This window comes from Winogradskyella eckloniae (assembly GCF_013249045.1).
GTDB lineage: Bacteria > Bacteroidota > Bacteroidia > Flavobacteriales > Flavobacteriaceae > Winogradskyella > Winogradskyella eckloniae.
Window position 1 is genome coordinate 470,446 of sequence record NZ_JABRWP010000002.1, and the last position, 21,090, is coordinate 491,535.

Below are 21,090 nucleotides of genomic sequence, written 5' to 3' on the forward strand. Positions count from 1 at the left end.
ATATTTAATGCGTGCTGTTCGGAGAAATTATTTATTGAAATAAAAATGATTGTTAGAATAGTTTCTTTATTTTCATCGTTTCCATATTTAAATAAAAACTTAAGACTAGATGTTGTTGCAAACAGAGCAAGAAAATTTAGAAAGATTATTTATATCTAGATATATGATTCCTATAGGCATTGCAATACTTGTTCTTTTTATAATTTATAGATTATTTAAAATTATTCAATTTTTATATGCAACCAAGTTTAGTAAACCATTGTTTACACACCTTTATCTAAAACGGAATGAATTAACCGCAGCACAGCGATCTATATTAAAAAAGGAGTATGCGTTTTATAACAAGTTAAAAGATCGGCATCAACTACATTTTGAGCATAGAGTTGCTGTTTTTATAAATGAAAATGAGTTTGTTGGAAAAGAAGAACTAATTGTAACAGACTGCATGAAAGTTATCATTGCGGCTACAGCTACGATGTTAACTTTTGGATTTAAAAAGCACAGGTTAAATATAATAGACACGGTTATAATTTACCCAAAAGTTTATTTTTCTAGTATTAATGGTGTGTATCACAAGGGAGAAACTAATCCGCAAATGAAAGCCATTGTTTTTTCTTGGGAGGACTTTAATCACGGCTATAAAATAGGAGATGACAATCTAAATCTTGGTATTCATGAATTTGGTCACGCCATTCACTTAAATGCTAAAACGAGTAAAGATATAAGTAGTCATATTTTTAATACGGGCTTTAATGCACTAATAACTTATTTGCAAAGTAATGAGAATGTAAGAAAAAATCTGCTTGCATCTAAATATTTTAGAACCTACGCATTTACTAATCATTTTGAATTTTTTGCAGTTCTTCTCGAAAATTTTATTGAAACACCAGATGAGTTTAAATCTCAGTTTCCAGAATTATATAGATACATGAGGGAAATGCTTAATTTTAGGTTTGCTGGTTATTAATTTCTGCAGAAAGCTTTTAATTAAATATATAACAATAGAGAATAAAAAAAAGCGGCTATTGCCGCTTTTTTTATGTGTTAAAATTTATAATACTAAATTAATCTTTAGTAACTCTTATTGTTTGAGTATTATCTCCTGATGTAATTTTCACTAAATATAATCCTTGTGATAAGTCAGACATATCAATTGAAGAATTCGTAATCTCATTTTTAGAGAAAGTTGCAACACTCTGACCAAGTAAATTAAATACTGTAACATTATCTACGTCTTGTGAAGACTTTATGTTTAAAAGTCCAGAAGTTGGATTTGGATATACGCCAAATGACTGTAAAGTATTATCTTCTATACCTAAAGTTGCGTCAGTAGTAAAGCTCCAAACATTTGTAGCTGTTGTAATACCAAAACAATTTACAACATCAACACTCCAATAGTAAGTTGTACTAACTGCAAGACCAGTAATAGTTCCACCATTCGCAAAATTTTCAAAAGATTGAGTTGGAGGGTTTGTAGTACCAAGATTTAATGTAAATGAATCATCAGGGCTTGCTGCTGTCCAGCTAAAACTATATGATGAATCTGGTGCTTCTAAAGGAACGGCAGTCGCTGCATCAGCAGGTGAAGGTGCAGTCGCTGGTGATGGTGCTGCAGTTTCATTGCATGCCTCTGTAGTAAAGCTCCAAATTGGACCAGCAGTTACACCATTACAGTTAACAGCGTCAATAGACCAATAATAAGTTGTATTAGGTTCCCAATCATAATTAATTGATACACCACTAGAAAATCCTGTGATAGTTCCTAAGTCTCCTCCAGCAGCTGTTATTCCTAAATTTAAGTTATAGCTATCTGCAGGATCACCAGTACTTGATGGTGTCCAGTCAAAAGGTCCAAGGTTGTTTACAGTAGTCCCATAATTAATTTCTACATTCGTTGCAGCATCTGCAGGTTCAATTGCTGCTGTCACGGCATTCGGAGAAGCCACGGTACATTGGTAAACTGAAACGTTGTCTACGTACCACGCTACAGCCCAATCACCTGTCCATCTAAAACGAACTTGAGCAGTTGTAGCTCCAGCCAATTCGGTAGTAACATCTAGGTTTATCGTTCCTCCATCATAGCCGTCGCCACTGTATGTTTCAACTGTAGTCCACGTGATTCCATCAGTCGTTACTTCTACATAACCAATTCCGCCATAATTACCTGCGAAATAATGCGAATATCCTAAAGTAACAGAAGTTAGGGATGAACAGTCAAAAACAGGGCTTTCAAGAGCGGCTTCTTCTGCTGTACTATTGTTTCCATAGCCGTCACTATCAAATGCTGCATAATTACCGTCACAATTTCCAGAAGTGTATACGTTAGTGTTTCCAGCGGTTAATAAAGCAGCTTCACCACCTGTTTCAAATGTCCATATTTCATTGTTGACATTTGCGGCAATATCATTGTTTGTCCAGCCTGTTGGTAAGGTTAGGCCTGCTTCAAAGTCTTCTGATAAAACAACTTGCCCAAACATCAGAGAGGATGTGAAAACAAGAGCTAAGAGTAAAGTAATTTTTTTCATATGTTATAGTTTTTTTGGATTAATTCGATAAAGTTACAAATAATTATTAGCTGAAAATGTTAAATTACTAAAATTCCGTATTTGTGGATTTTAAGTTGCAGAATTCGTAATATTGTACCGTTAAAATCATAAATGAAAATTACCGAACAAATAAAACAACCTATTGCTTACGAGATGGATCTTTTTGAACAAAAGTTTCAGCTCTCTATGGCGAGTAAGGTTGCTCTACTTAATAGAATAACCCATTATATTGTAAATAGAAAAGGCAAACAAATGCGGCCTATGTTCGTTTTTCTTGTTGCGAAAATGATGAATAATGGTGAAGTAAGTGAGCGTACATATAGAGGTGCTTCAGTAATTGAGTTAATACATACAGCAACATTAGTGCATGATGATGTGGTAGATGATAGTAACCGTAGACGTGGGTTTTTCTCCATTAATGCGTTGTGGAAAAATAAAATTGCCGTTCTTATAGGTGATTTTTTATTGTCTAAAGGTTTGCTACTCTCTATAGATAATAATGATTTTGATTTACTTAAAATTATTTCTGTTGCAGTTCGTGAAATGAGCGAAGGTGAATTACTGCAAATAGAAAAAGCGAGACAGCTTGATATTACCGAAGATGTTTACTTTGAAATCATACGGCAAAAAACAGCAACCTTAATAGCTGCATGTTGTAGTTTGGGTGCAGCGTCGGTTAAGCCGAATTCTATAGAAGTAGAAACTATGCGAAAATTTGGAGAGTTAATTGGAATGGCTTTTCAGATTAAAGATGATTTATTTGATTATGGTGAAGAAGCAATTGGCAAACCTACTGGTATAGATATAAAGGAGCAGAAAATGACGCTTCCTTTAATTTATGTCTTAAATAATTGTTCTAAAAAGGAGAAATCTTGGTTGATTAATTCCGTAAAAAATCATAATAAAGATAAACAACGTGTAAAGGAAGTTATTGCGTTTGTCAAAGAACAAGGTGGACTTGATTACGCTATTTCAAAAATGAAAACCTTTCAAAAGGAAGCCTTGTTGCTTTTAGAAAAATACCCAGAATCACCATACAGAGCATCTCTAAAGCTTATGGTTGATTACGTAATTGACAGAAAAAAATAATTATATCTTACTGATAATTAGTTGTTTGTAAATAAATTTAATTATTTTTTATTTCGCAAGCAACCATTGGTTGCAAAATTGCGTCTATACTCATAGAAAGACTTTAGAAGGCTATTGCAATTTAAATGAATTAATGAAAGTTATACAACTTCATAAAAACGAATCAAAACTTATTCAGAAAGCTGCGACTCAAAATCGCGAAGCTCAACATTTGCTATATGAATTGCACGCACCCAAAATGCTAAGTGTTTGTAGGTATTATATAAAGGATGTTTACCAAGCAGAAGAAGTAATGTTAAATGGATTCTTTAAAGTGTTTAAATATTTAAAGTCATTTAAAAATGAAGGTAGTTTTGAAGGTTGGGTAAGACGGATAATGGTTAGAGAAGCGATTTCTTATTTAAGACAGCAAAAGCAGATTGAGTTTGCGGTAGAAGATCAATTTTTAGAACACGATTCTTCTAATAATATAAATTCTAATATAGAAGTTGCAGAAATACAATTGCTGATAGATAGTTTGCCAGAAGGTTATAAAATGGTTTTTGTGATGTATGCTATAGAGGGTTATAAGCATCAAGAAATAGCAGAACTATTAAAGATTTCTGAAGGTACTTCAAAATCCCAATTGTTTAAAGCAAGACAATTGCTTCAGAGCAAAATTAATGAACTAAATAACAACAGTTATGGCTCCAATTAAATTTGAAGAAAATGTAAAAGATAAGTTAGAAAAAAGAACCTTATCGCCTTCGCAAGACGGTTGGTCTAAGTTGTCTAACCGATTAGATGAAGATCAACATACATCTAAAAAACCGTTGTATTGGTGGTTAAGTATTGCGGCAGGCATATTATTAATGATGGCAGTTGCGATTCAATTTTTTAATAAAGCAGATTCAGAAAAACAATTGCCACAAATTGTAAATGAAGATAGTATTAATGGACAAATCCAGCAAGATAAAACCCAACCCAATGCGCATAAACTTATTGAGTTAGTAGAACAAGACAAAACTGAAGAGAAAAACCTAGAAACATTACCAGAGCTTATAAGCGACAACCGTATTGATTATAAAAAAGTAACCAAAGAAAAAAGTATGTCAGGTACCAAGGTTGCATCTCATAATGCAATTCAAAAAGATTTAAATACAACTATACATACGGATGAAATCAATAAACCGAAACAGAATGTTATAGATACTGCTATGCTGCAAGAAGCTATGGTCGTGGCTATGCAAGAATTAAAAAACGAACAAGCAGAGGTAAGTGATAGAGAACTAGATTCTTTATTAAAAATAGCGAGTAAAGAATTATTTAAGAACAATTTACACATCGAATCTGTTAAAATTACAGATGCAGAAACCTTATTACTACGCGCAGAAGAAGAAATGGGACAATCTTTTAGAACTAAGGTCTTTGAAGCTTTAAAAGACAGTTATAATTCAGTAAAAACAGCAGTTGCAGATCGAAACAATTAAAACATCAAATCAAAATAAATCATCATTAATCAAAAAACGAACAGTCATGAACACAATTACAAAGCTATTAGTATGCCTAATTTTAAGCATTACTATATCAAAGTTACAAGCACAGACAAAGGATTTAGATTCTATTAGAAAAGAAAAAGTAGACTACAAAATTGTTAAATTAGAAGAAGAAAGGTCTCAAATTGAAGAACAAGAAAAAGGAGCCTTAAAACTCAAAATTCAAAAAATCAATGCGAGGTTAGATGCCGATGAAATCACTGCAGCGGAAGCTGAAAACCTAAAGAAAGAAGCGGCAAAGATAGCTGTTTTAAATATTGAAAACAGAACGGTTATTATAGATAAGCAGATTGCATTACTAAGGCGTAATGGCTATGATGCTTATCAATATAGAAGGGATGATGACGAGAAGGTAGAATTAAACATTGGATCTAACGGTTTGCATATAAATATTGGATCTGAAGAAAAAGCACCTAAATACGATCTTAGAACCACTAATAAAATGTTATTTGCTATAGGCTTTAACAATACTATAATTGATGGCGAAAATTTGGATGATTCGCCATATAAAATTGGAGGTTCTGGTTTTGTAGAATTAGGTTGGTTATGGCAAACACGTCTTTTTAAAGATTCTAATTTTATGAGAGTAAATTATGGATTTTCGTTTCAATGGAATAAATTAAACATGAAAGATAATCAATATTTCGTGCAAACAGATGATGTAACGTCATTGCAAGAGTTTCCTGTAGATCTCGATAAAGCCCAATTTAGAGTCACTAATTTAGTGGTGCCGATGCACTTAGAATTTGGGCCATCTAAAAAAAGAGAGTTTAAGGATAAAATTAGATATACAACGGAAAACCAGTTTAAATTCGGGATTGGTGGTTATGGTGGTTTAAGGCTTGGTACATTGCAAAAACTGAAGTACAAAGAAAATGGCGATCGTGTTAAGGATAAAATCAGAAAAAATTACAATACGTCAAATTTTGTATACGGTTTAAGTGCATATGTTGGATTTGATGACGTGTCACTTTACGTAAAATATGATCTAAACCCATTATTTAAAGACCAAGCCGTAGATCAGAATAATATTTCTGTTGGACTGCGTTTTGACTTAGATTAATCAGTCGGGATATATAAGTTTAAAAGCCTAAATCTATATCTAAGATTTGGGCTTTTTATTTTAACGGATCTAAATGGTCTGTAGATTTAAGGTTTACAAACGTATGCGTAATTGTGTCTTTAGAAACTTCCCATTGTCTAAAACCTAGTGGTCTATCATCTAGGTTTTTACTAGTCGCTTCACCACTTACGAGTTGAATGCCTTCAAAATTATTGATGGTTAATTTATGCGTATGGCCAGATAAATATGCCGATACATTATTGTTTTTAAACAATTCTAGTATTTCTTTACGTTTATCAACTGGTAAATTAAAATAATGTTCTTCTTCGTTTGGAGATTCTGTAAATAAAGGATAATGACCAATAACAAATACAGCATGCTGTTCTTCTTTTTGAGTCTTAAGTGTGTTTTTAAACCAGTTATAATGCTTTTTAGATTCATTTTCAACATCTACTTTTAGTAACTGTGTGTTTATAACAACAAAAGCATTGTTCTTGTGTTTAAAATCATAGTAATCTTTACCAATCGTATTTCTATAAAAACGCAATGTAGAGTCATTTGGGATATTGCCTACATCGTGATTTCCAGCAGCAACGTAACACGTTGTTTTTAGACCTTTCATGATGTTTTTAAATTCTATATATGTGCTATCAGCAGCATCATTGACTAGATCTCCATAGATAACTACAAAGTCCGTGTTTAATTCATTTATTTGAGAAACCGCTTGTTTAAAGGTAGCGATATCATGTTTATAGCCACCCATGCCTAACTGCGTGTCGCACAATTGAACGAAGGAAAAGGATTCTGTATCCTTGGTTGTACAAGACATAAAGTTTAACAACAAGCTTGTAATCACAATACAAAGCTTTAATGATGAAGCGCTACTTTTTAATTTAGAATGCATACTAATTTAGTTCTAATTAAGAAGCTAAAGTTATATAATCTCATTGTGAAAACCACTGAATTATACGATGGTTTTTATAAAATAACCTAGCTAAGCTTATTCTTTGGCTTTGAAAGCGTCTTCATACTCAATTTCATCATCCACCACACCCTTAAAAGCTTTTATCCATGCATTTTCAAAAATGTTAATGACACTTGGTAAAACACCAGCTTCAATAGTGTTTAAGTTTCCTTCAAGAGGTATTTTTGTAGCTAAAGTGTCTGTTCTCTGATTTTTTAAAATAAACTTAAAGAAACCAACAAAACCTTCCCATAGCACACTAAGAAAATTGTCATCTTTGCTAATAAGTTTAGAGTTTGTAACCAAAGGTTTCATATAGCCTTTTAAATAGCCATCAGCAATGGCGAGTTCACTAAATAACTCAAATGTTCCAGAATCAAAATCTATACCAGCATAATGTTGTGTAAAGGCATTTAAAGCTGTGACGTCTGCTTGTTTTAAACCAAATTCAATATTCAAATCTGGTATTTCTTTAATAAGATTAATTTGGCCATCTAAAGTCATTTTACCATTGCCAATAGACCTTGCTGTTGCATGGATTGGTGAAGGTAATGTGCGAGATTTGGCCGACACATTTCTCAAGTTTTTGGCAGTAAGATCTAGATGATTAAAATGTAAATCGATATTGGGATCTGCCTGTAACTCTACAAATGCCAATTTTCCATTTTTAATTTCAAAATTATTTATGTCAATAGGTACTAAATCAGTTAATGCTTTGGTCCAATCCTCAGAATCTGCAGTTTCTCCTTCGGTTTGTTGATCTTCCATAACATATATTACTTCAGGACTAAACATAATAATCTCACTCACTATTTTTCCTTTAAAAATTGATTTCCATTCAATAGATATGTCAGTTTCTGGGAAATTTAAAAAAGGAACTTGCGTTTTGGCATTAACTTTATTGAGGTATAAGTCTTCAATTACGTAAGCACCACGAACTAATGAAATGTTTATGTCTTTAACTTCACCATAATAACCAGGTAAATCTGCTAATACTTTATTGACCTCGGCTTTTACAAAATAGGGCAAATAAATCCTTACAGAGATTAATATAAGTACAATAATCGCTGGGACAATGTATCTCTTTTTTTTATAGGCTTTTCTTTTGTGTTTAGACTGTTGAGAATTTGTTTTGCCGTCAATTGCTGAATCGTTCATATTCTAAATATAAGAAAATGACGTTTATTGTTAGTTTTAATTGTTTAATGTTTAACATTTGAGTTGTTATAGTTTGTAGAATTTTGGATTTATCTTCTTAAATTTACAGACTACTTAAATCTCAAAATAATTGATTTCACAGAATTCCATAGCACAAGTATTTGAAACCGCTCGCGTAGAAGAGGTTATTGGCGATTTTGTTCAGCTAAAAAAATCTGGAAGTAATTTTAAAGGTTTAAGTCCTTTTAGTGAAGAACGTTCTCCTAGTTTTATGGTTTCACCAGTAAAACAGATTTGGAAAGATTTTTCTAGTGGAAAAGGAGGTAATGCGGTAACATTTTTAATGGAGCATGAGCATTTTACCTATCCTGAAGCTATAAAATATTTGGCAAAAAAATATAATATAGATATAGAAGAAACGGAAAGGACAGACGCGGAAAAAGCCCAAGCAGATACTAGAGAAAGTTTGTATTTGGTTAGTGAATATGCAAACACCTATTTTCAGAAAATATTACATAGCAGTAACCAAGGTAAGGCCATTGGGTTAAGTTACTTTAAAGAAAGAGGTTTTACGGAAGAAACAATTAAAAAGTTTCAATTGGGATATTCTTTAGACGAATGGCAAGCCTTTACAGATGATGCTTTGGGCAAAGGATATAATATCAAATTTTTAGAACAGACAGGATTAACAATTGTTAAAGGAGAAAAACGGTTCGATAGATTTAAAGGCCGTGTTATGTTTCCTATTCATAGTATGAGTGGACGTATTTTAGGATTTGGAGGACGAATATTAATCGCAGATAAAAAGGCGGCTAAATATCTTAATTCTCCTGAAAGTGAAATATATCATAAAAGTAAAGTCCTTTATGGCTTGTATCATGCTAAGCAAAGTATAGCAAAAGAAGATAATTGTTATTTAGTTGAAGGGTATACAGATGTTATTCAGTTTCATCAAACCGGAATCACAAATGTGGTGTCTTCTTCGGGAACGGCTTTATCTGCGGATCAAATTAGATTAATTAATAGGCTTACCAATAACATCACAGTACTTTTTGATGGTGATGCTGCAGGAATTAGGGCATCTTTACGTGGTATTGATTTAATATTAGAGCAAGGCGTTAATGTAAAAGTGTGTACGTTTCCTGATGGCGAAGATCCAGATAGTTTTTCTAGATCAAATACGTTAGAAGAATTAACAGAATATCTCAATACAACATCTCAGGATTTCATTCAATTTAAAGCCTCTCTATTAGTTAAGGAAGCGAATAATGATCCTATAAAAAAAGCAGAAACGATACGAGATATTGTAAACAGTATTGCTTTAATACCAGATCAAATTAAGCGCGAAATCTATATCCAAGAATGTGCTCGCATTATGGATATAAGTGAAAACGTACTCTTTAGTACATTAGCACAGATTAATAAAAAAGAGCATCAAGAAGCAAATAAAAACTATAAGCAAGAGCAAAAAGCGTTTCAGGTAGTAAAGAATGAGCCATCACCAAAGCAAAAAGTTGATGTTCAGTTTGAGTTAGAGCGTAAAATTATAGAAATCTTAATGTTGTATGGTAGTAGAACAGAGCAATTTGAAGATTTGATTTTAAAAGAAAATGAAACTTCGGGAGAATTGCAATTAGAACCTACTAAGCATGAAACTCGTGTGTTCGAAAAAATATATTTAGATCTTCAAGAAGATGAAATGCAGTTTTCTAATACCCAATTTAAAGCGCTTTACTATGCATTAATTGAAAAGTTAAATTTAGACGAAAATTTTTCAACTAAACAATTTATAAATCAATTAGATCAAGAATCTGCTAGCACAGTTACTAGTATTTTAATGGAAGATGAAAAGTACAATTTACATGATTGGCAGCGCAATCAAATTATACCAAAAGAAAAAATAGATTCTGTATCTCAATTGGTCAGTCAAACCATTTTAAGTTTACGCTGTCATTTAATTGATCAAAAAGTAGCTGAGTATAAAAATGAGACGCTAAACGAAAATGCAGATACTCGCACCATAATGGAAGATGTAAAAGATTACGTTGGTCTTAAAATGTTATTGTCTAGAAAATTAGGAAAAGTACTAGGTTAAACCAATACAAGCTACGTTAAATTATGATGTTTAGCTTGGTGAATTAAATCTACAATATTGGTAACATTAAGTTTTTTAAACAAGCGTGCTTTGTATGTGCTCACTGTTTTTTCGTTAATATCTAATTCTTGAGCTATTTCTTTATTTTTTCTTCCGATAGAAAGCAGTTTTAGCACTTCAACCTCTCTAGTAGATAGTTTTTTAAACATTCTACTTCTACTTTTTCTAGTGTCTTCATAGCGCAGGTGTTTGTCCATTTTTTCACTTAATGAAGTTTCTCCTGTATGAATTTTACGAACGGCGTTTTCTATGTCTTCAACATTTGCCGTTTTATTTAAATACCCAGAAGCGCCTGCTTTTAAGGTACTAATAGCGTATATTTCTTCTGGTTGATGGCTAAACATTAGCACATTCACAGATTTGTATTCCTTTTTAATAGCTCTTAGAGCTGTGATGCCGTTAAGTTCAGGGAGATCGACTTCAGAAATAATAACATCTACTTTTTGACGTCTTACAAATTCAAATATTTCAATTCCGCTTTCTAAACTTCCGATGACTTTTAAATCAGGCTTACTATTTAGGTATAGTTCTAGTCCCTTTCGGACAATGGGATGACTATCAACAAGTAATATGTGTATCATTACTATTGTATTTTATTATGTTGGTTAGGGTTATTATAAATTAATAGGCTATAATCAATACAATTGTGTAAATTTAAGTAAGTAAAAATAGTGAAAAATTGATAAAATCTATAATTTAGGTTGTAAAAACGTAATTTTTATTTTAAATCTTTAGGGATTTCGCAAATAGGAATAGGAATCATTTTATGCTTATTTGAGGTGTTGTATCTGGTAAAAATCTCAAATACTTCGCGTTGTCTCCCTTCAAAATCGGCAATTGTTTTTCCCTCGTCTTTCATTTGCATTGCCCACTCTAACTCTGGATAAGATGCTCCAATTTGATCCTCATCACTACGTGCATCACCAAATAGGCCGTCGCTTGGTGCTGCTTTCATTATAGATTCTGGTACATCTAGGAAATTACCAATATTATACACTTCAGATTTTAATAAGTCTGCTATTGGACTTAAATCCACTCCACCATCACCATATTTTGTATAAAAACCGACACCAAAATCTTCAACTTTATTTCCTGTACCAGCTACTAAAAGACCTAATAAACCAGCGTGGTAATATAACGTGGTCATTCTTAAGCGTGCTCTAGTATTGGCTAATGCCATATTTACCGTAGCGTCTTTTCCTTCAAGATTTACTTCGGTTTTAAACTCTTCAAAAACAGGTGTTAAATCTACACGTGTCTCTTTTACGTTAGAAAATCTACCTTTTAGTTGTGCAATATGTTCATGTGCTCTACTGACATGGCTAGAAGCTTGGTGAATAGGCATTTCAATACATAAAACGTCTAAACCTGTTTTGGCACAAAGTGTAGACGTTACTGCGGAATCTATTCCTCCAGAAATCCCTACAACAAAACCATTAACACCTGCTTTAGTAGCATAATCTTTTAACCAATCTACAATATGATTTACAATCTTTTCTGTCTGCATAATTTTTGAGTTTTTATTACAAAGAAGTGTACCTTTGTACAACAAAAATAATGCAATCGTGTTAGGATTAAAAATGTTTTATAAAATGCAGATTAGATTTTTTATAATATTAGTGTTTAGTGTAATGCTATGGTCTTGTGATGAGGCGTCTAAATTGGAAAAGGAAATTGCCAAAATAGAAACAGATTTTATAATAGAACGTTTTGATACCGCTTTTTTTGAAGCAGAACCTAAGGATTTACAAAAGTTAAAGAGCGCTTACCCATTTTTCTTTACTAGTGATCCTGATTCCTTTTGGTTAGAAAAAATGAAAGATAGCTTGCAGATAGAATTGTTAAGTGAAGTGCAAACTAAATTTCCTAATGTTAAAGAAACAAAAGAAGAGCTTACAGGTCTTTTTCAGCATCTAAAGTATTATGATAAAACCTTTAAAACACCTCGAGTAATTACGTTAACTAATGATGTGGCATACAGAGATAAAACCTTTGTAAATGACTCTATAGTGCTAATTGCTCTAGATAATTATTTAGGAGCATCACATGAGTTTTATCAAAATATACCTATGTATATAGCGGCTAATATGAAGAAAGATCAAATTGTGTCTGATGTTGCTAATGGTTATGCATTAAAATATATGTTTCAGTCAAAACGCAGTACGCTATTAGATGAGATGATTTACTTTGGTAAGTTGCTATACTTTAAAGATGTGTGTATTCCTTTTAAATCAGATGCTGAAAAAATAGGATACTCAGAGGAGCAACTACAATGGGCAGAAGCTAATGAAAGCCAAATATGGAGTTATTTTGTAGAAAAGGAATTTCTGTATAGTACCAATAGTAAATTACCAAGTCGTTTTATTGGCGATGCGCCTTTTACTAAGTTTGGACTAGAATTAGATAATGATTCGCCAGGACGATTAGGTCAATATTTAGGTTGGCAAATTGTAAAAGCTTATGCGGAAAAAACGGAAGTTGATGTGTTACAACTAATGCAAACCGAACCAGAAGAAATATTTAGAAAAGCAAAATTTAAACCGAAGAAGTAATGTCTAAAGTAATAAAATCTAAAATTGTATTAAACGTAGAGCTCGATGAAAATCGAGTGCCAGAAAAATTAAATTGGTCTGCGCAAGATGGTGGCGTAAATAATGAAGAAGCCAAGGCATTAATGTTGTCGGTTTGGGATAGTAATGCGCAAGAAACTTTAAAAATAGATTTGTGGACTAAAGATATGCCAGTTGACGAAATGAAATTGTTTTTTCATCAAACTTTAGTGACCATGAGTGATACTTTTTTAAGAGCAACCCAAGATGAAAAAATGACAGCTACAATGAAGGATTTTTGCGATTATTTCGCAGAGAAATTAGAACTGAAAAAGTAAAGCAGCTCTAATTATCTATTTGGTCTGTAGTTTTGTAATATGGTTCTGTATTAAAACTTTCAGAAGGCAATGCGTGGTAGTTCGTTTTGTTTGCTTTTCTGTGTTCTATAAATTTTGAAGTATCAAATACACGCCAAACAATTAATTCATTAAGTCGGCCAGTTTTTGTTTTTTTATCAACTTCAATTTTTCTAATCATTTGGTCAATAGTATTTTGATCACCAAATTTTTGTGTTTTAAGCGTATTCTGACCTGTGTTTATTTTGTATTCTACCCAATATAAAATAGTAGGACTACTAGTTATTACTGGCTTTTTCACAGGACGTTTTTTAGCTTTTTTTATGATTTTTTTAGGAGGTGCTTTTTTACCAGCAACAGCTAATTTTGTAGTCTTGGTTTTATTTTCTCCACCTAACAACTCAGAGGGTTGATCTGCTGTGGTCAATATTTCATTGCTTGGAACGTCAATAATTTCATGTCTTATTAAGGTTAAAACGATGAGTTTATCTCTTAATAAAATTTCAACAATATATTTTCCTATAGGTAAATCAGCTATTGGGATTTTAGCCTCATTTTTTCTAACTCTAACAACTCTTTCAAAATCTTCTTTGAATAAAACAACCTCGAATATAGTTCGTCCACATTTAAAAAAAATACTGTCCTCAGCCTTGTTTAAACTATGCTCAAGTTCTTGTGCTCTCGCATTAATGTTTTTGACTAATGTAGATTTTTGACCATAAGCTATGGATATCAAAAGTAAGAACACTATTGTGAACTTTAGTCTCATATTAAGTAGGTTTATTGTTTTGGGAGCAAATTTTAACACTGTACTGTTATAGTAATCAGTTACTTAATACGAAGTTATTAGATTTATAAACCTTGCGGAATAATAATAGATACATTACTCATTTTATTGTTAACATGTAACCACTATCGATGTAGTGCAAAAAAATGGTGTAAATGAATGTTGTGGTGATAAAATTAAGAGAGTTTTTGTATTGATGTTTTAATTGAAAACAGACTTTATTGATCTTAAAATCAATAAGTTGAGAGGTTGGTTTTGTTTGTGTGACCATCAAAGATTATAGCTCGGTAGGTTGTAAAAAAAATCTCAGATTAAGTGATAATCTGAGATTCTAAATAGGTATTAATAGAAATAAATATTGCTGATTTATTTATAAATTATCCGGATCGTTTACCTTCTTATAGTATGGTTCAATATTATAACTTTCAGACGGTAATGTTGTAAAGTTAGATTTGTTGTTCTTTTTGTGTTGCACAAATTTTGGTGGATCGTAAACGGTCCATATAATAAGTTCATTTAAGCGTCCTGCTTTTGTTTTCTTATCAATTTCGATTTTTTTAATCATACGATCTACAGTGTCTTGATCGCCTAATTTCTGTATTTTTTGTGAGCTTTGCCCATTATTTATTCTGTATTCTACCCAGTACGTACTTTCAATTCTGTTTGCTCGTGCAGCATCTACTTCTACAGAAGACCTTCTTGTATTTTTAGGTTTCTCTTCCGATTTAAATAATGACATACTGCTTTCAGCAGGTTTTTGAGGTTTTGTATAGGTAACTTTTCTTGTTAGCCTTGGTTTTTTTGGTTGTTCTGGTTCTGCCTTCTTACCTGCAACGGCTAAATCAGTTTTGTTGGTATGTGTCTCCATACTTGTGAGTTCTTCTTCTGGTAAAGGCGTATCAACAGCTGCGATTTCTATAGCTTCGGCCTCAATTTCTGGTGTAACAGGGTCTGTTGATGGTTTAGCACTAGCAACGGCAACGGCTTCTTTTTTAGCTTTAGTGCCAAATAAATCTGTGCTGTCGGTAACTAAAGGTGTTTCCGGAATTCCAAACGATTCATTTCTTAATAGCGTCATTACAATTAACTTATCACTAAGTAATGCTTCTATAATATATCGTCCTACTGGTACATCTGCAATTGGGATAACGGCTTCGTTATCTCTAACTTTTATAACACGTTCAAAATCATCATTAAAAATAACAACTTCGTAGACTGTTCGTTCACATTTTAAAATGAGACTGTCTCCTGTTTTATTAAGATTGTGTTTAAGTTCTTGAGCTCTTACATTAACATTTTGATATAATGTTGATTTTTGGCCATAAACTAATGTAGCCAACAGTAAGAACACAGTTGTGTAAAGTGTTTTCATGTCTAAGTAGGTTTTTGTTTTGGGGAAACAATATTACCATTGTAAATACAAATATGTACAAATCATTGGTAAAAACAAAGATATTTGCTTTTATTTTACTTAAATCATAAATCGGATAGACGCCGTTTTTCTTAGATATATAGCAAAATATATCGTTATTATGCTAAAATTAGGGTTTAAAAGAAGAAAATTAAATTCTTTTATCACTTTGATTTATAGAGCCTTATAAGTCTTGTAGGAAAAATGGATCAAAATTTATATAATCATATTAGCGTGTTAACTATAATGAAATTTATAAATCTTGCGTATTCCCGTTTGTAGAATAATAAGGTGTAGAATTAAAAATATCTGTGGAGGAAGAATAGACAAAATCTGGGTTTGAAGCCTGGTTTTCCATAAATTCACTTGTGTTATAGACTTCCCAAATTGTTAAAGTATTGAGTTTGCCGCAGTCACTTTTTAATTCTTCTTTGTGTTTTAAAATCATGCGATCTACAGAGTCTTGATCGGCTAATCTCATGGTTTTACTAGAGCCTATTTTATTAATAACCTGAGATTCTATCCAGTAAAATTTAAGTTGTGTTGAAGCTTTTTGCTGTTCATTGCTACGGTTAAGCATAAATGAAAGGCTTTTGTTAGGTGCTGCTTTAATAATGTTTAAGGTTTCATCTAACATCATTCCCATGCCTTCGGCTGGTTCATTTATATCAGATTGCGATGTGTCATTATAGCTTTTATGTCTTATTAAATCAATAAGAATAATTTTATTGGTAAGTTTTGCTTCAACAATAAATTTCCCTTCAGGAATGTCTTGTAAAGAAATTTTCGTTTTAACGTCGTTAATAATGATCTTTTTTTCAAAGTCTTCGTTAAAAAAATCTACGGCAAGAATTTTGTTGTTACATTCTAAAACTAAAGTATCTTTAGTTTTATTTAAATTATGTTTTAATTCTTTTGCTTGTGGATGCTTATTTTTTATGAGTTTAAAGTCTTGAGAAAAACAAGTTAGCGATACAAATAAGATGAGTAGTGTGCATATATTTTTAAACATAATAGTCACTTTTAAGATTAGAGGGCTTTCTTTAAGTATTCTATTTTGATAGATATACTCGTTTATACTGTCACTAAGTTAAAACCAAGTGTATGATATGGAGATATATCATTGATATGTTACGTTTTTTTTAGATGATACACACTCAGATACGATGTAAAGCAAAAAAACAAGATTTAATTATACATAATTTTTAGTACGTAAAATTGTAAAATGTTTAAATTAGCTTATGAAAAAAATACTCTTTGGTGCTATAATCGCAATTGTTGTCGTATTTGCATTTAAATATTGCACTGACAAAAAAAACGATGAAATTGTAATTAAAGAACACAGTGCTTTAATACAAGAGCAAATTAAAAATGTGGGTAAAATAGTAGTCACGGAAGGACACTTCTCAGAGGTGTTTAGTTACAAAAACTCTAAAGGTATATTTGGCGATTATCTTTCGGCAGACAAAAAAGCGCTCGTTGTTGTCAATGCAGATGTCACTATAGGTTATGATTTAAGTAAAATTGAATGCAATATAAATGAAGCAACTAAAACACTTCAAATTGTTAATATTCCACAAGAAGAAATTAAAATTAGTCCAGATTTCGAATATTACGACATACAAGCAGATTTCTTAAACCCTTTTGAAGCGAACGATTACAATAAAATAAAGGAAACGGTACATAAATCACTGATGAAAAAAATAGAAGCGTCTGATTTAAAGTTAAACGCTCAAAATCGATTAATTAGCGAACTTTCAAAATTCTTTATTTTAACAAATTCATTAGGATGGACATTAGAGTATAATGAAAACCCAATAAATGATGTCATTCAGTTTAAAGAACTGGAAGGTATTGTAGATTAACCGAGTTTTCGCTGTAAACTAGCAATACCACCACCATTGATTGCGTCAACACCATTAGATTTTAAAAAACTGGTGGCATTCGCAGATCGCATTCCGCTAGCACAATGGGCAATGACAGGTTTGTTTAAGTTTTTAATCTCGTTTAGTCTAGAGTTGAGTTCCTGAAGTGGAATGTGTATAGCATTTTTTATATGATTTCCTTTATATTCCGATAGTGTTCTAACATCCAAAATAACTGCACCTTTCTCAATGTATTCTTCAATTTTATTTGTTGATTTGCCAAATAAGGCAGTAAATAATCCCATAGTGTTTGTTTTTAACAAAAGTCTATAAACCTTTATTAAATATAAGTAACCAAAGTTACATTATAAGGTGTTACATCAAAAACTTCTTATTTTAGTGCTTTAAAATTATATGAAAATAGAAACAAGACAACAAGAAATAATTAGAATAGCCGCAAAGCTATTTAAGGAGAAAGGTTATAGTGCAGTGACCATGAGAGATTTGGCTAAAGCTATGGGAATCAAAGCTGCGAGCCTTTACAATCATATAAAATCAAAGCAAGATATTTTAAACACAATTATAATATCAATTGCAGAAGAGTTTACGCAAGGCATGCAATACATTCAATCATCTAATGATACTTGTATTAATAAGTTAAATAAGATAATAGAACTTCATGTAAAAATATCGAGTCAAAATATTTACGGAATGGCCTCTTTAAATAATGATTGGATGCACTTAGAAGAAAAACTAGAATATTACCTGAAGCTGAGAGATGCTTACGAAAATGATTTTAGAAATATCTTAAAACAAGGTATAACCTCTGGAGAAATTATTGAAATAAAGCCAGAAGTAATGCTGTTTTCTATACTAACTACACTGCGCTCACTATATATCTGGATTCCTAAAAAGGAAGATCTTAACTTAGAAGAGTTAACAAAATCGCTATCCCAAATCCTCATAAAGGGAATTATCAAATAATTTTGTAGCTTTGTAAAGCAAACTAACAAGTGTTAGTTTTTGTTTATATTTTAAATATGGCTCAGTTTTACAAACTAAAAATACAAGATATATATAAAGAAACAGAAGATACTTCTGTGGTTTCTTTCAACGTTCCAGACCATTTAAAAAACGAATTTAAGTTCCGTCAAGGACAACATTTAACGCTAAAAGCAGATATAAATGGCGAAGATGTTCGTCGTTCCTATTCGCTTTGTTCTAGTCCAAATGACAACCAATGGAAAGTGGCAGTAAAGAAAATTCCAGGCGGAAAGTTTTCTACTTATATTAATCAAAGTTTAAAAATAGGAGACCATTTAGAAGTCATGCTACCTAGTGGTACTTTTGGTGTAGAGGTGCAACCAGAAGCTTCAAAAAACTATCTATTTTTTGCTGCAGGAAGTGGAATCACACCAGTGCTTTCTATGTTAAAAGCACATCTGTCTGCAGAACCAAAAGCAACTTGTAAGCTATTTTATGTGAATAAAACAGCAAAATCCATTATCTTTAAAGAAGAACTCGAGCAACTTAGAAATAAATATTTTGGTAGACTTGAAATCTACTATTTTTTAACCAAAGAGCGTCGCGATATCGAATTATTCAATGGTAGATTTGATGATGAGAAAATGCAAGTTTTAACCAAAACATTTATCGACATTCCAGATACTAATGAGGTGTTTCTTTGCGGACCAGAAAAAATGGTACACTTCGTAAGTGACTATTTAATAAACGCAGGATTACCCAAAAAACTCGTGCATTTTGAGCTATTCGTAACAGGATTATCAGACGAAGATATTAAAAGAGCCGAACGCTTAGCACAACAAAAAGTAGAAGGAACAGAAGTAACCATTGTCGATGGTGGAAAAGAATTCGCATTCACCATGACCAAAGAATACGATAACATTCTCGATGCCGCCTTAGGTGCAGGAGCAGATTTACCATTCGCATGTAAAGGAGGCGTTTGTAGTACCTGTAAATGCGAAGTAAAAGAAGGAAGCGTAGAGATGAAAATAAATTACGCGTTAAGCGATAAAGAAGTATCTCAAAATTTGGTGCTAAGTTGTCAAGCTGTACCAACCACAGATAAGGTAATCGTCGATTTCGACGTGTAAAATTCCTACGAAAGTAGGAATCTTAAAATAATAATTTTGGCGTTACCCAAAGGGGCAGGCTCTCGCAAGTCGCTATCAAAGATGAGCTCCAATAATTGCTCCATCCTTAACGCGCCAACAGCAAAAGGCCAACAGCCAACAGCTAAAAAAAAAGAAGTGCAACAAGCTAAAAGCCAAAAGCTAGTAGCTAAAAGCTAAAGATCATGAGTGAAGAACAAATAAAAAACCTAGAAGAACAATTCGAAGCACGTATCGCAAGAGACGAGAAAATCGAACCTAAAGATTGGATGCCAGAAAAATACCGCAAAACGCATATTAGGCAAATGTCGCAACATGCGCATTCCGAAATTGTAGGTATGCTTCCAGAAGGAAACTGGATTACAAGAGCGCCTTCCTTACGTCGTAAAGTGGCATTATTAGCAAAGGTACAAGACGAAGCAGGTCATGGATTATATCTATACTCAGCAACCGAAACTTTAGGTATATCTAGAGAAGAAATGTACGAGCAATTACATACAGGAAAAGCAAAATATTCTTCCATATTTAATTACCCAACAATCACTTGGGCAGATATGGGAGCCATAGGTTGGTTAGTAGATGGCGCAGCAATAATTAATCAAGTACCATTATGTAATACCTCTTATGGACCATACGCAAGAGCAATGATTCGTGTTTGTAAAGAAGAAAGTTTCCACCAACGTCAAGGTTACGAAATCATGATAAAGTTGGCTAATGGGACACCAGAACAAAAGGAAATGGCACAAGATGCTTTAAACCGTTGGTGGTGGCCAAGTCTAATGATGCTTGGGCCAACAGATGCAGAATCTATTCATACAGAACAATCTATGAAATGGAAACTAAAACGTAAGTCTAATGACGATTTACGTCAGCAGTTTATAGACCAAACCGTTCCACAAGCAGAATTAATTGGTTTAACCATTCCAGATCCCGATTTAAAATGGAACGAAGAGCGTGGTAGTTACGACTTTGGCGAAATTGATTGGGATGAGTTTTGGCAAGTTGTAAAAGGTCATGGACCAATGAATAAAGTACGTATGAAAGCAAGAGTGGATGCGTGGGAAAATGGAGCATGGGTTCGTGATGCAGCAATGGCATATGCTGAAAAGAAACGAACCTCTTTGAAAAAAGAGGTCTCATAATCGATAATTATGAATTATTGGTATGTCTATATCATGACAAATAAACCTAATGGTGTGATTTATATTGGTGTAACCGATAATATTGCGGAAAGAGTTAAAGAACATAAACTAAAAGTGTATCCAAAATCATTCACAGCTAAATATAATTGTGACAAGCTAGTTTATTTTGAAGAGTTTGAGAATGGAGCAGAGGCAGAAAAACGGGAACGACAATTCAAAAAGTGGAAAAGAGATTGGAAAATTGAATTGATAAAGGAAATGAATCCCAATTGGACAGATATAAGTATTAATTGGAATATGAACTATAATAAATTAAGAAAGTAAAATATAATTAACAA

General features: G+C 32.4%; 22 protein-coding genes. 13 read left to right on the top strand and 9 right to left on the bottom strand.

Going from position 1 to position 21,090, the window contains the following annotated elements; translation table 11 throughout:
• The first annotated feature begins 109 nt into the window (after positions 1-109).
• Complete coding sequence (locus tag HNV08_RS04960) at positions 110-967, top strand: zinc-dependent peptidase (RefSeq protein ID WP_173280057.1); 858 nt, start codon at positions 110-112, stop codon at positions 965-967.
• A gap of 97 nt (positions 968-1,064) precedes the next feature.
• On the opposite strand, the gene HNV08_RS04965 is transcribed toward HNV08_RS04960, so the two are convergent.
• Positions 1,065-2,525: a T9SS type A sorting domain-containing protein gene (locus tag HNV08_RS04965; RefSeq protein WP_173280058.1), complete on the bottom strand. Its 1,461-nt coding sequence runs from the start codon at positions 2,523-2,525 to the stop codon at positions 1,065-1,067.
• A gap of 132 nt (positions 2,526-2,657) precedes the next feature.
• Between HNV08_RS04965 and HNV08_RS04970 the strand changes: the two genes are divergently transcribed.
• The 4 genes from HNV08_RS04970 to HNV08_RS04985 all read left to right on the top strand — a co-directional run bounded on the left by HNV08_RS04970 (position 2,658) and on the right by HNV08_RS04985 (position 6,233).
• The gene (locus HNV08_RS04970) at positions 2,658-3,635 is read left to right on the top strand and encodes a polyprenyl synthetase family protein (protein ID WP_173280059.1); all 978 of its coding nucleotides are present in this window, start codon (positions 2,658-2,660) and stop codon (positions 3,633-3,635) included.
• A gap of 133 nt (positions 3,636-3,768) precedes the next feature.
• Complete coding sequence (locus tag HNV08_RS04975; RefSeq protein WP_173280060.1) at positions 3,769-4,332, top strand: RNA polymerase sigma factor; 564 nt, start codon at positions 3,769-3,771, stop codon at positions 4,330-4,332.
• Positions 4,319-5,104 (top strand): hypothetical protein, encoded by a 786-nt coding sequence (locus tag HNV08_RS04980; RefSeq protein WP_173280061.1) that lies wholly within the window; start codon positions 4,319-4,321, stop codon positions 5,102-5,104. Before HNV08_RS04975 ends, HNV08_RS04980 begins: the two co-directional genes overlap by 14 nt.
• A gap of 46 nt (positions 5,105-5,150) precedes the next feature.
• Positions 5,151-6,233: a hypothetical protein gene (locus HNV08_RS04985; RefSeq protein WP_173280062.1), complete on the top strand. Its 1,083-nt coding sequence runs from the start codon at positions 5,151-5,153 to the stop codon at positions 6,231-6,233.
• Between the two features lie 55 nt (positions 6,234-6,288).
• Here HNV08_RS04985 and HNV08_RS04990 read toward each other — a convergent pair whose 3' ends face one another.
• The gene (locus HNV08_RS04990; RefSeq protein WP_173280063.1) at positions 6,289-7,062 is read right to left on the bottom strand and encodes a metallophosphoesterase; all 774 of its coding nucleotides are present in this window, start codon (positions 7,060-7,062) and stop codon (positions 6,289-6,291) included.
• A gap of 171 nt (positions 7,063-7,233) precedes the next feature.
• A complete protein-coding gene (locus HNV08_RS04995; protein WP_173280064.1) occupies positions 7,234-8,355 on the bottom strand; it encodes a DUF748 domain-containing protein in 1,122 nt (373 codons plus the stop codon).
• A 130-nt stretch (positions 8,356-8,485) separates the two neighbouring features.
• On the opposite strand from HNV08_RS04995, the gene dnaG reads away from it, so the two are divergent.
• Positions 8,486-10,450, top strand: a complete 1,965-nt coding sequence (gene dnaG / locus HNV08_RS05000) for a DNA primase (protein WP_173280065.1) — start codon at positions 8,486-8,488, stop codon at positions 10,448-10,450.
• An 11-nt stretch (positions 10,451-10,461) separates the two neighbouring features.
• On the opposite strand, the gene HNV08_RS05005 is transcribed toward dnaG, so the two are convergent.
• Together HNV08_RS05005 and nadE are read right to left on the bottom strand one after the other, a co-directional pair.
• On the bottom strand, positions 10,462-11,091 hold the full coding sequence (locus tag HNV08_RS05005) for a response regulator (protein ID WP_173280066.1): 630 nt from the start codon (positions 11,089-11,091) through the stop codon (positions 10,462-10,464).
• Positions 11,092-11,228: 137 nt separating this feature from the next.
• The gene (gene nadE, locus HNV08_RS05010; RefSeq protein WP_173280067.1) at positions 11,229-12,017 is read right to left on the bottom strand and encodes an NAD(+) synthase; all 789 of its coding nucleotides are present in this window, start codon (positions 12,015-12,017) and stop codon (positions 11,229-11,231) included.
• 85 nt (positions 12,018-12,102) lie between these two features.
• Here nadE and gldB point away from each other — a divergent pair, with 85 nt between their 5' ends.
• Positions 12,103-13,062: a gliding motility lipoprotein GldB gene (gene gldB, locus HNV08_RS05015; RefSeq protein ID WP_173280068.1), complete on the top strand. Its 960-nt coding sequence runs from the start codon at positions 12,103-12,105 to the stop codon at positions 13,060-13,062.
• On the top strand, positions 13,062-13,397 hold the full coding sequence (gene gldC, locus HNV08_RS05020; RefSeq protein WP_173280069.1) for a gliding motility protein GldC: 336 nt from the start codon (positions 13,062-13,064) through the stop codon (positions 13,395-13,397). The genes gldB and gldC overlap by 1 nt, the downstream gene beginning before the upstream one ends.
• Before the next feature lie 7 nt (positions 13,398-13,404).
• Here gldC and HNV08_RS05025 read toward each other — a convergent pair whose 3' ends face one another.
• The 3 genes from HNV08_RS05025 to HNV08_RS05035 all read right to left on the bottom strand — a co-directional run bounded on the left by HNV08_RS05025 (position 13,405) and on the right by HNV08_RS05035 (position 16,625).
• Positions 13,405-14,184 (bottom strand): hypothetical protein, encoded by a 780-nt coding sequence (locus HNV08_RS05025; protein WP_173280070.1) that lies wholly within the window; start codon positions 14,182-14,184, stop codon positions 13,405-13,407.
• 388 nt (positions 14,185-14,572) lie between these two features.
• The gene (locus HNV08_RS05030; RefSeq protein ID WP_173280071.1) at positions 14,573-15,574 is read right to left on the bottom strand and encodes a hypothetical protein; all 1,002 of its coding nucleotides are present in this window, start codon (positions 15,572-15,574) and stop codon (positions 14,573-14,575) included.
• A gap of 292 nt (positions 15,575-15,866) precedes the next feature.
• Positions 15,867-16,625: a hypothetical protein gene (locus HNV08_RS05035; RefSeq protein ID WP_173280072.1), complete on the bottom strand. Its 759-nt coding sequence runs from the start codon at positions 16,623-16,625 to the stop codon at positions 15,867-15,869.
• A 229-nt stretch (positions 16,626-16,854) separates the two neighbouring features.
• Between HNV08_RS05035 and HNV08_RS05040 the strand changes: the two genes are divergently transcribed.
• A complete protein-coding gene (locus HNV08_RS05040; protein ID WP_173280073.1) occupies positions 16,855-17,478 on the top strand; it encodes a DUF4230 domain-containing protein in 624 nt (207 codons plus the stop codon).
• Here HNV08_RS05040 and HNV08_RS05045 read toward each other — a convergent pair.
• Positions 17,475-17,783 carry a rhodanese-like domain-containing protein gene (locus tag HNV08_RS05045; RefSeq protein ID WP_173280074.1) on the bottom strand — a complete coding sequence of 103 codons (309 nt, stop codon included), beginning with the start codon at positions 17,781-17,783 and terminating at the stop codon, positions 17,475-17,477. The two genes, HNV08_RS05040 and HNV08_RS05045, sit on opposite strands and share 4 nt — an antisense overlap.
• Positions 17,784-17,892: 109 nt before the next feature.
• Here HNV08_RS05045 and HNV08_RS05050 point away from each other — a divergent pair, with 109 nt between their 5' ends.
• From HNV08_RS05050 to HNV08_RS05065, 4 genes are all read left to right on the top strand, one after another.
• Positions 17,893-18,462 (top strand): TetR/AcrR family transcriptional regulator, encoded by a 570-nt coding sequence (locus tag HNV08_RS05050; RefSeq protein ID WP_173280075.1) that lies wholly within the window; start codon positions 17,893-17,895, stop codon positions 18,460-18,462.
• A gap of 56 nt (positions 18,463-18,518) precedes the next feature.
• Complete coding sequence (locus tag HNV08_RS05055) at positions 18,519-19,592, top strand: FAD-binding oxidoreductase (RefSeq protein ID WP_173280076.1); 1,074 nt, start codon at positions 18,519-18,521, stop codon at positions 19,590-19,592.
• Positions 19,593-19,795: 203 nt separating this feature from the next.
• Complete coding sequence (paaA, locus tag HNV08_RS05060) at positions 19,796-20,752, top strand: 1,2-phenylacetyl-CoA epoxidase subunit PaaA (protein WP_173280077.1); 957 nt, start codon at positions 19,796-19,798, stop codon at positions 20,750-20,752.
• A 9-nt stretch (positions 20,753-20,761) separates the two neighbouring features.
• Positions 20,762-21,076: a GIY-YIG nuclease family protein gene (locus HNV08_RS05065; protein ID WP_173280078.1), complete on the top strand. Its 315-nt coding sequence runs from the start codon at positions 20,762-20,764 to the stop codon at positions 21,074-21,076.
• Positions 21,077-21,090: the final 14 nt, after the last annotated feature.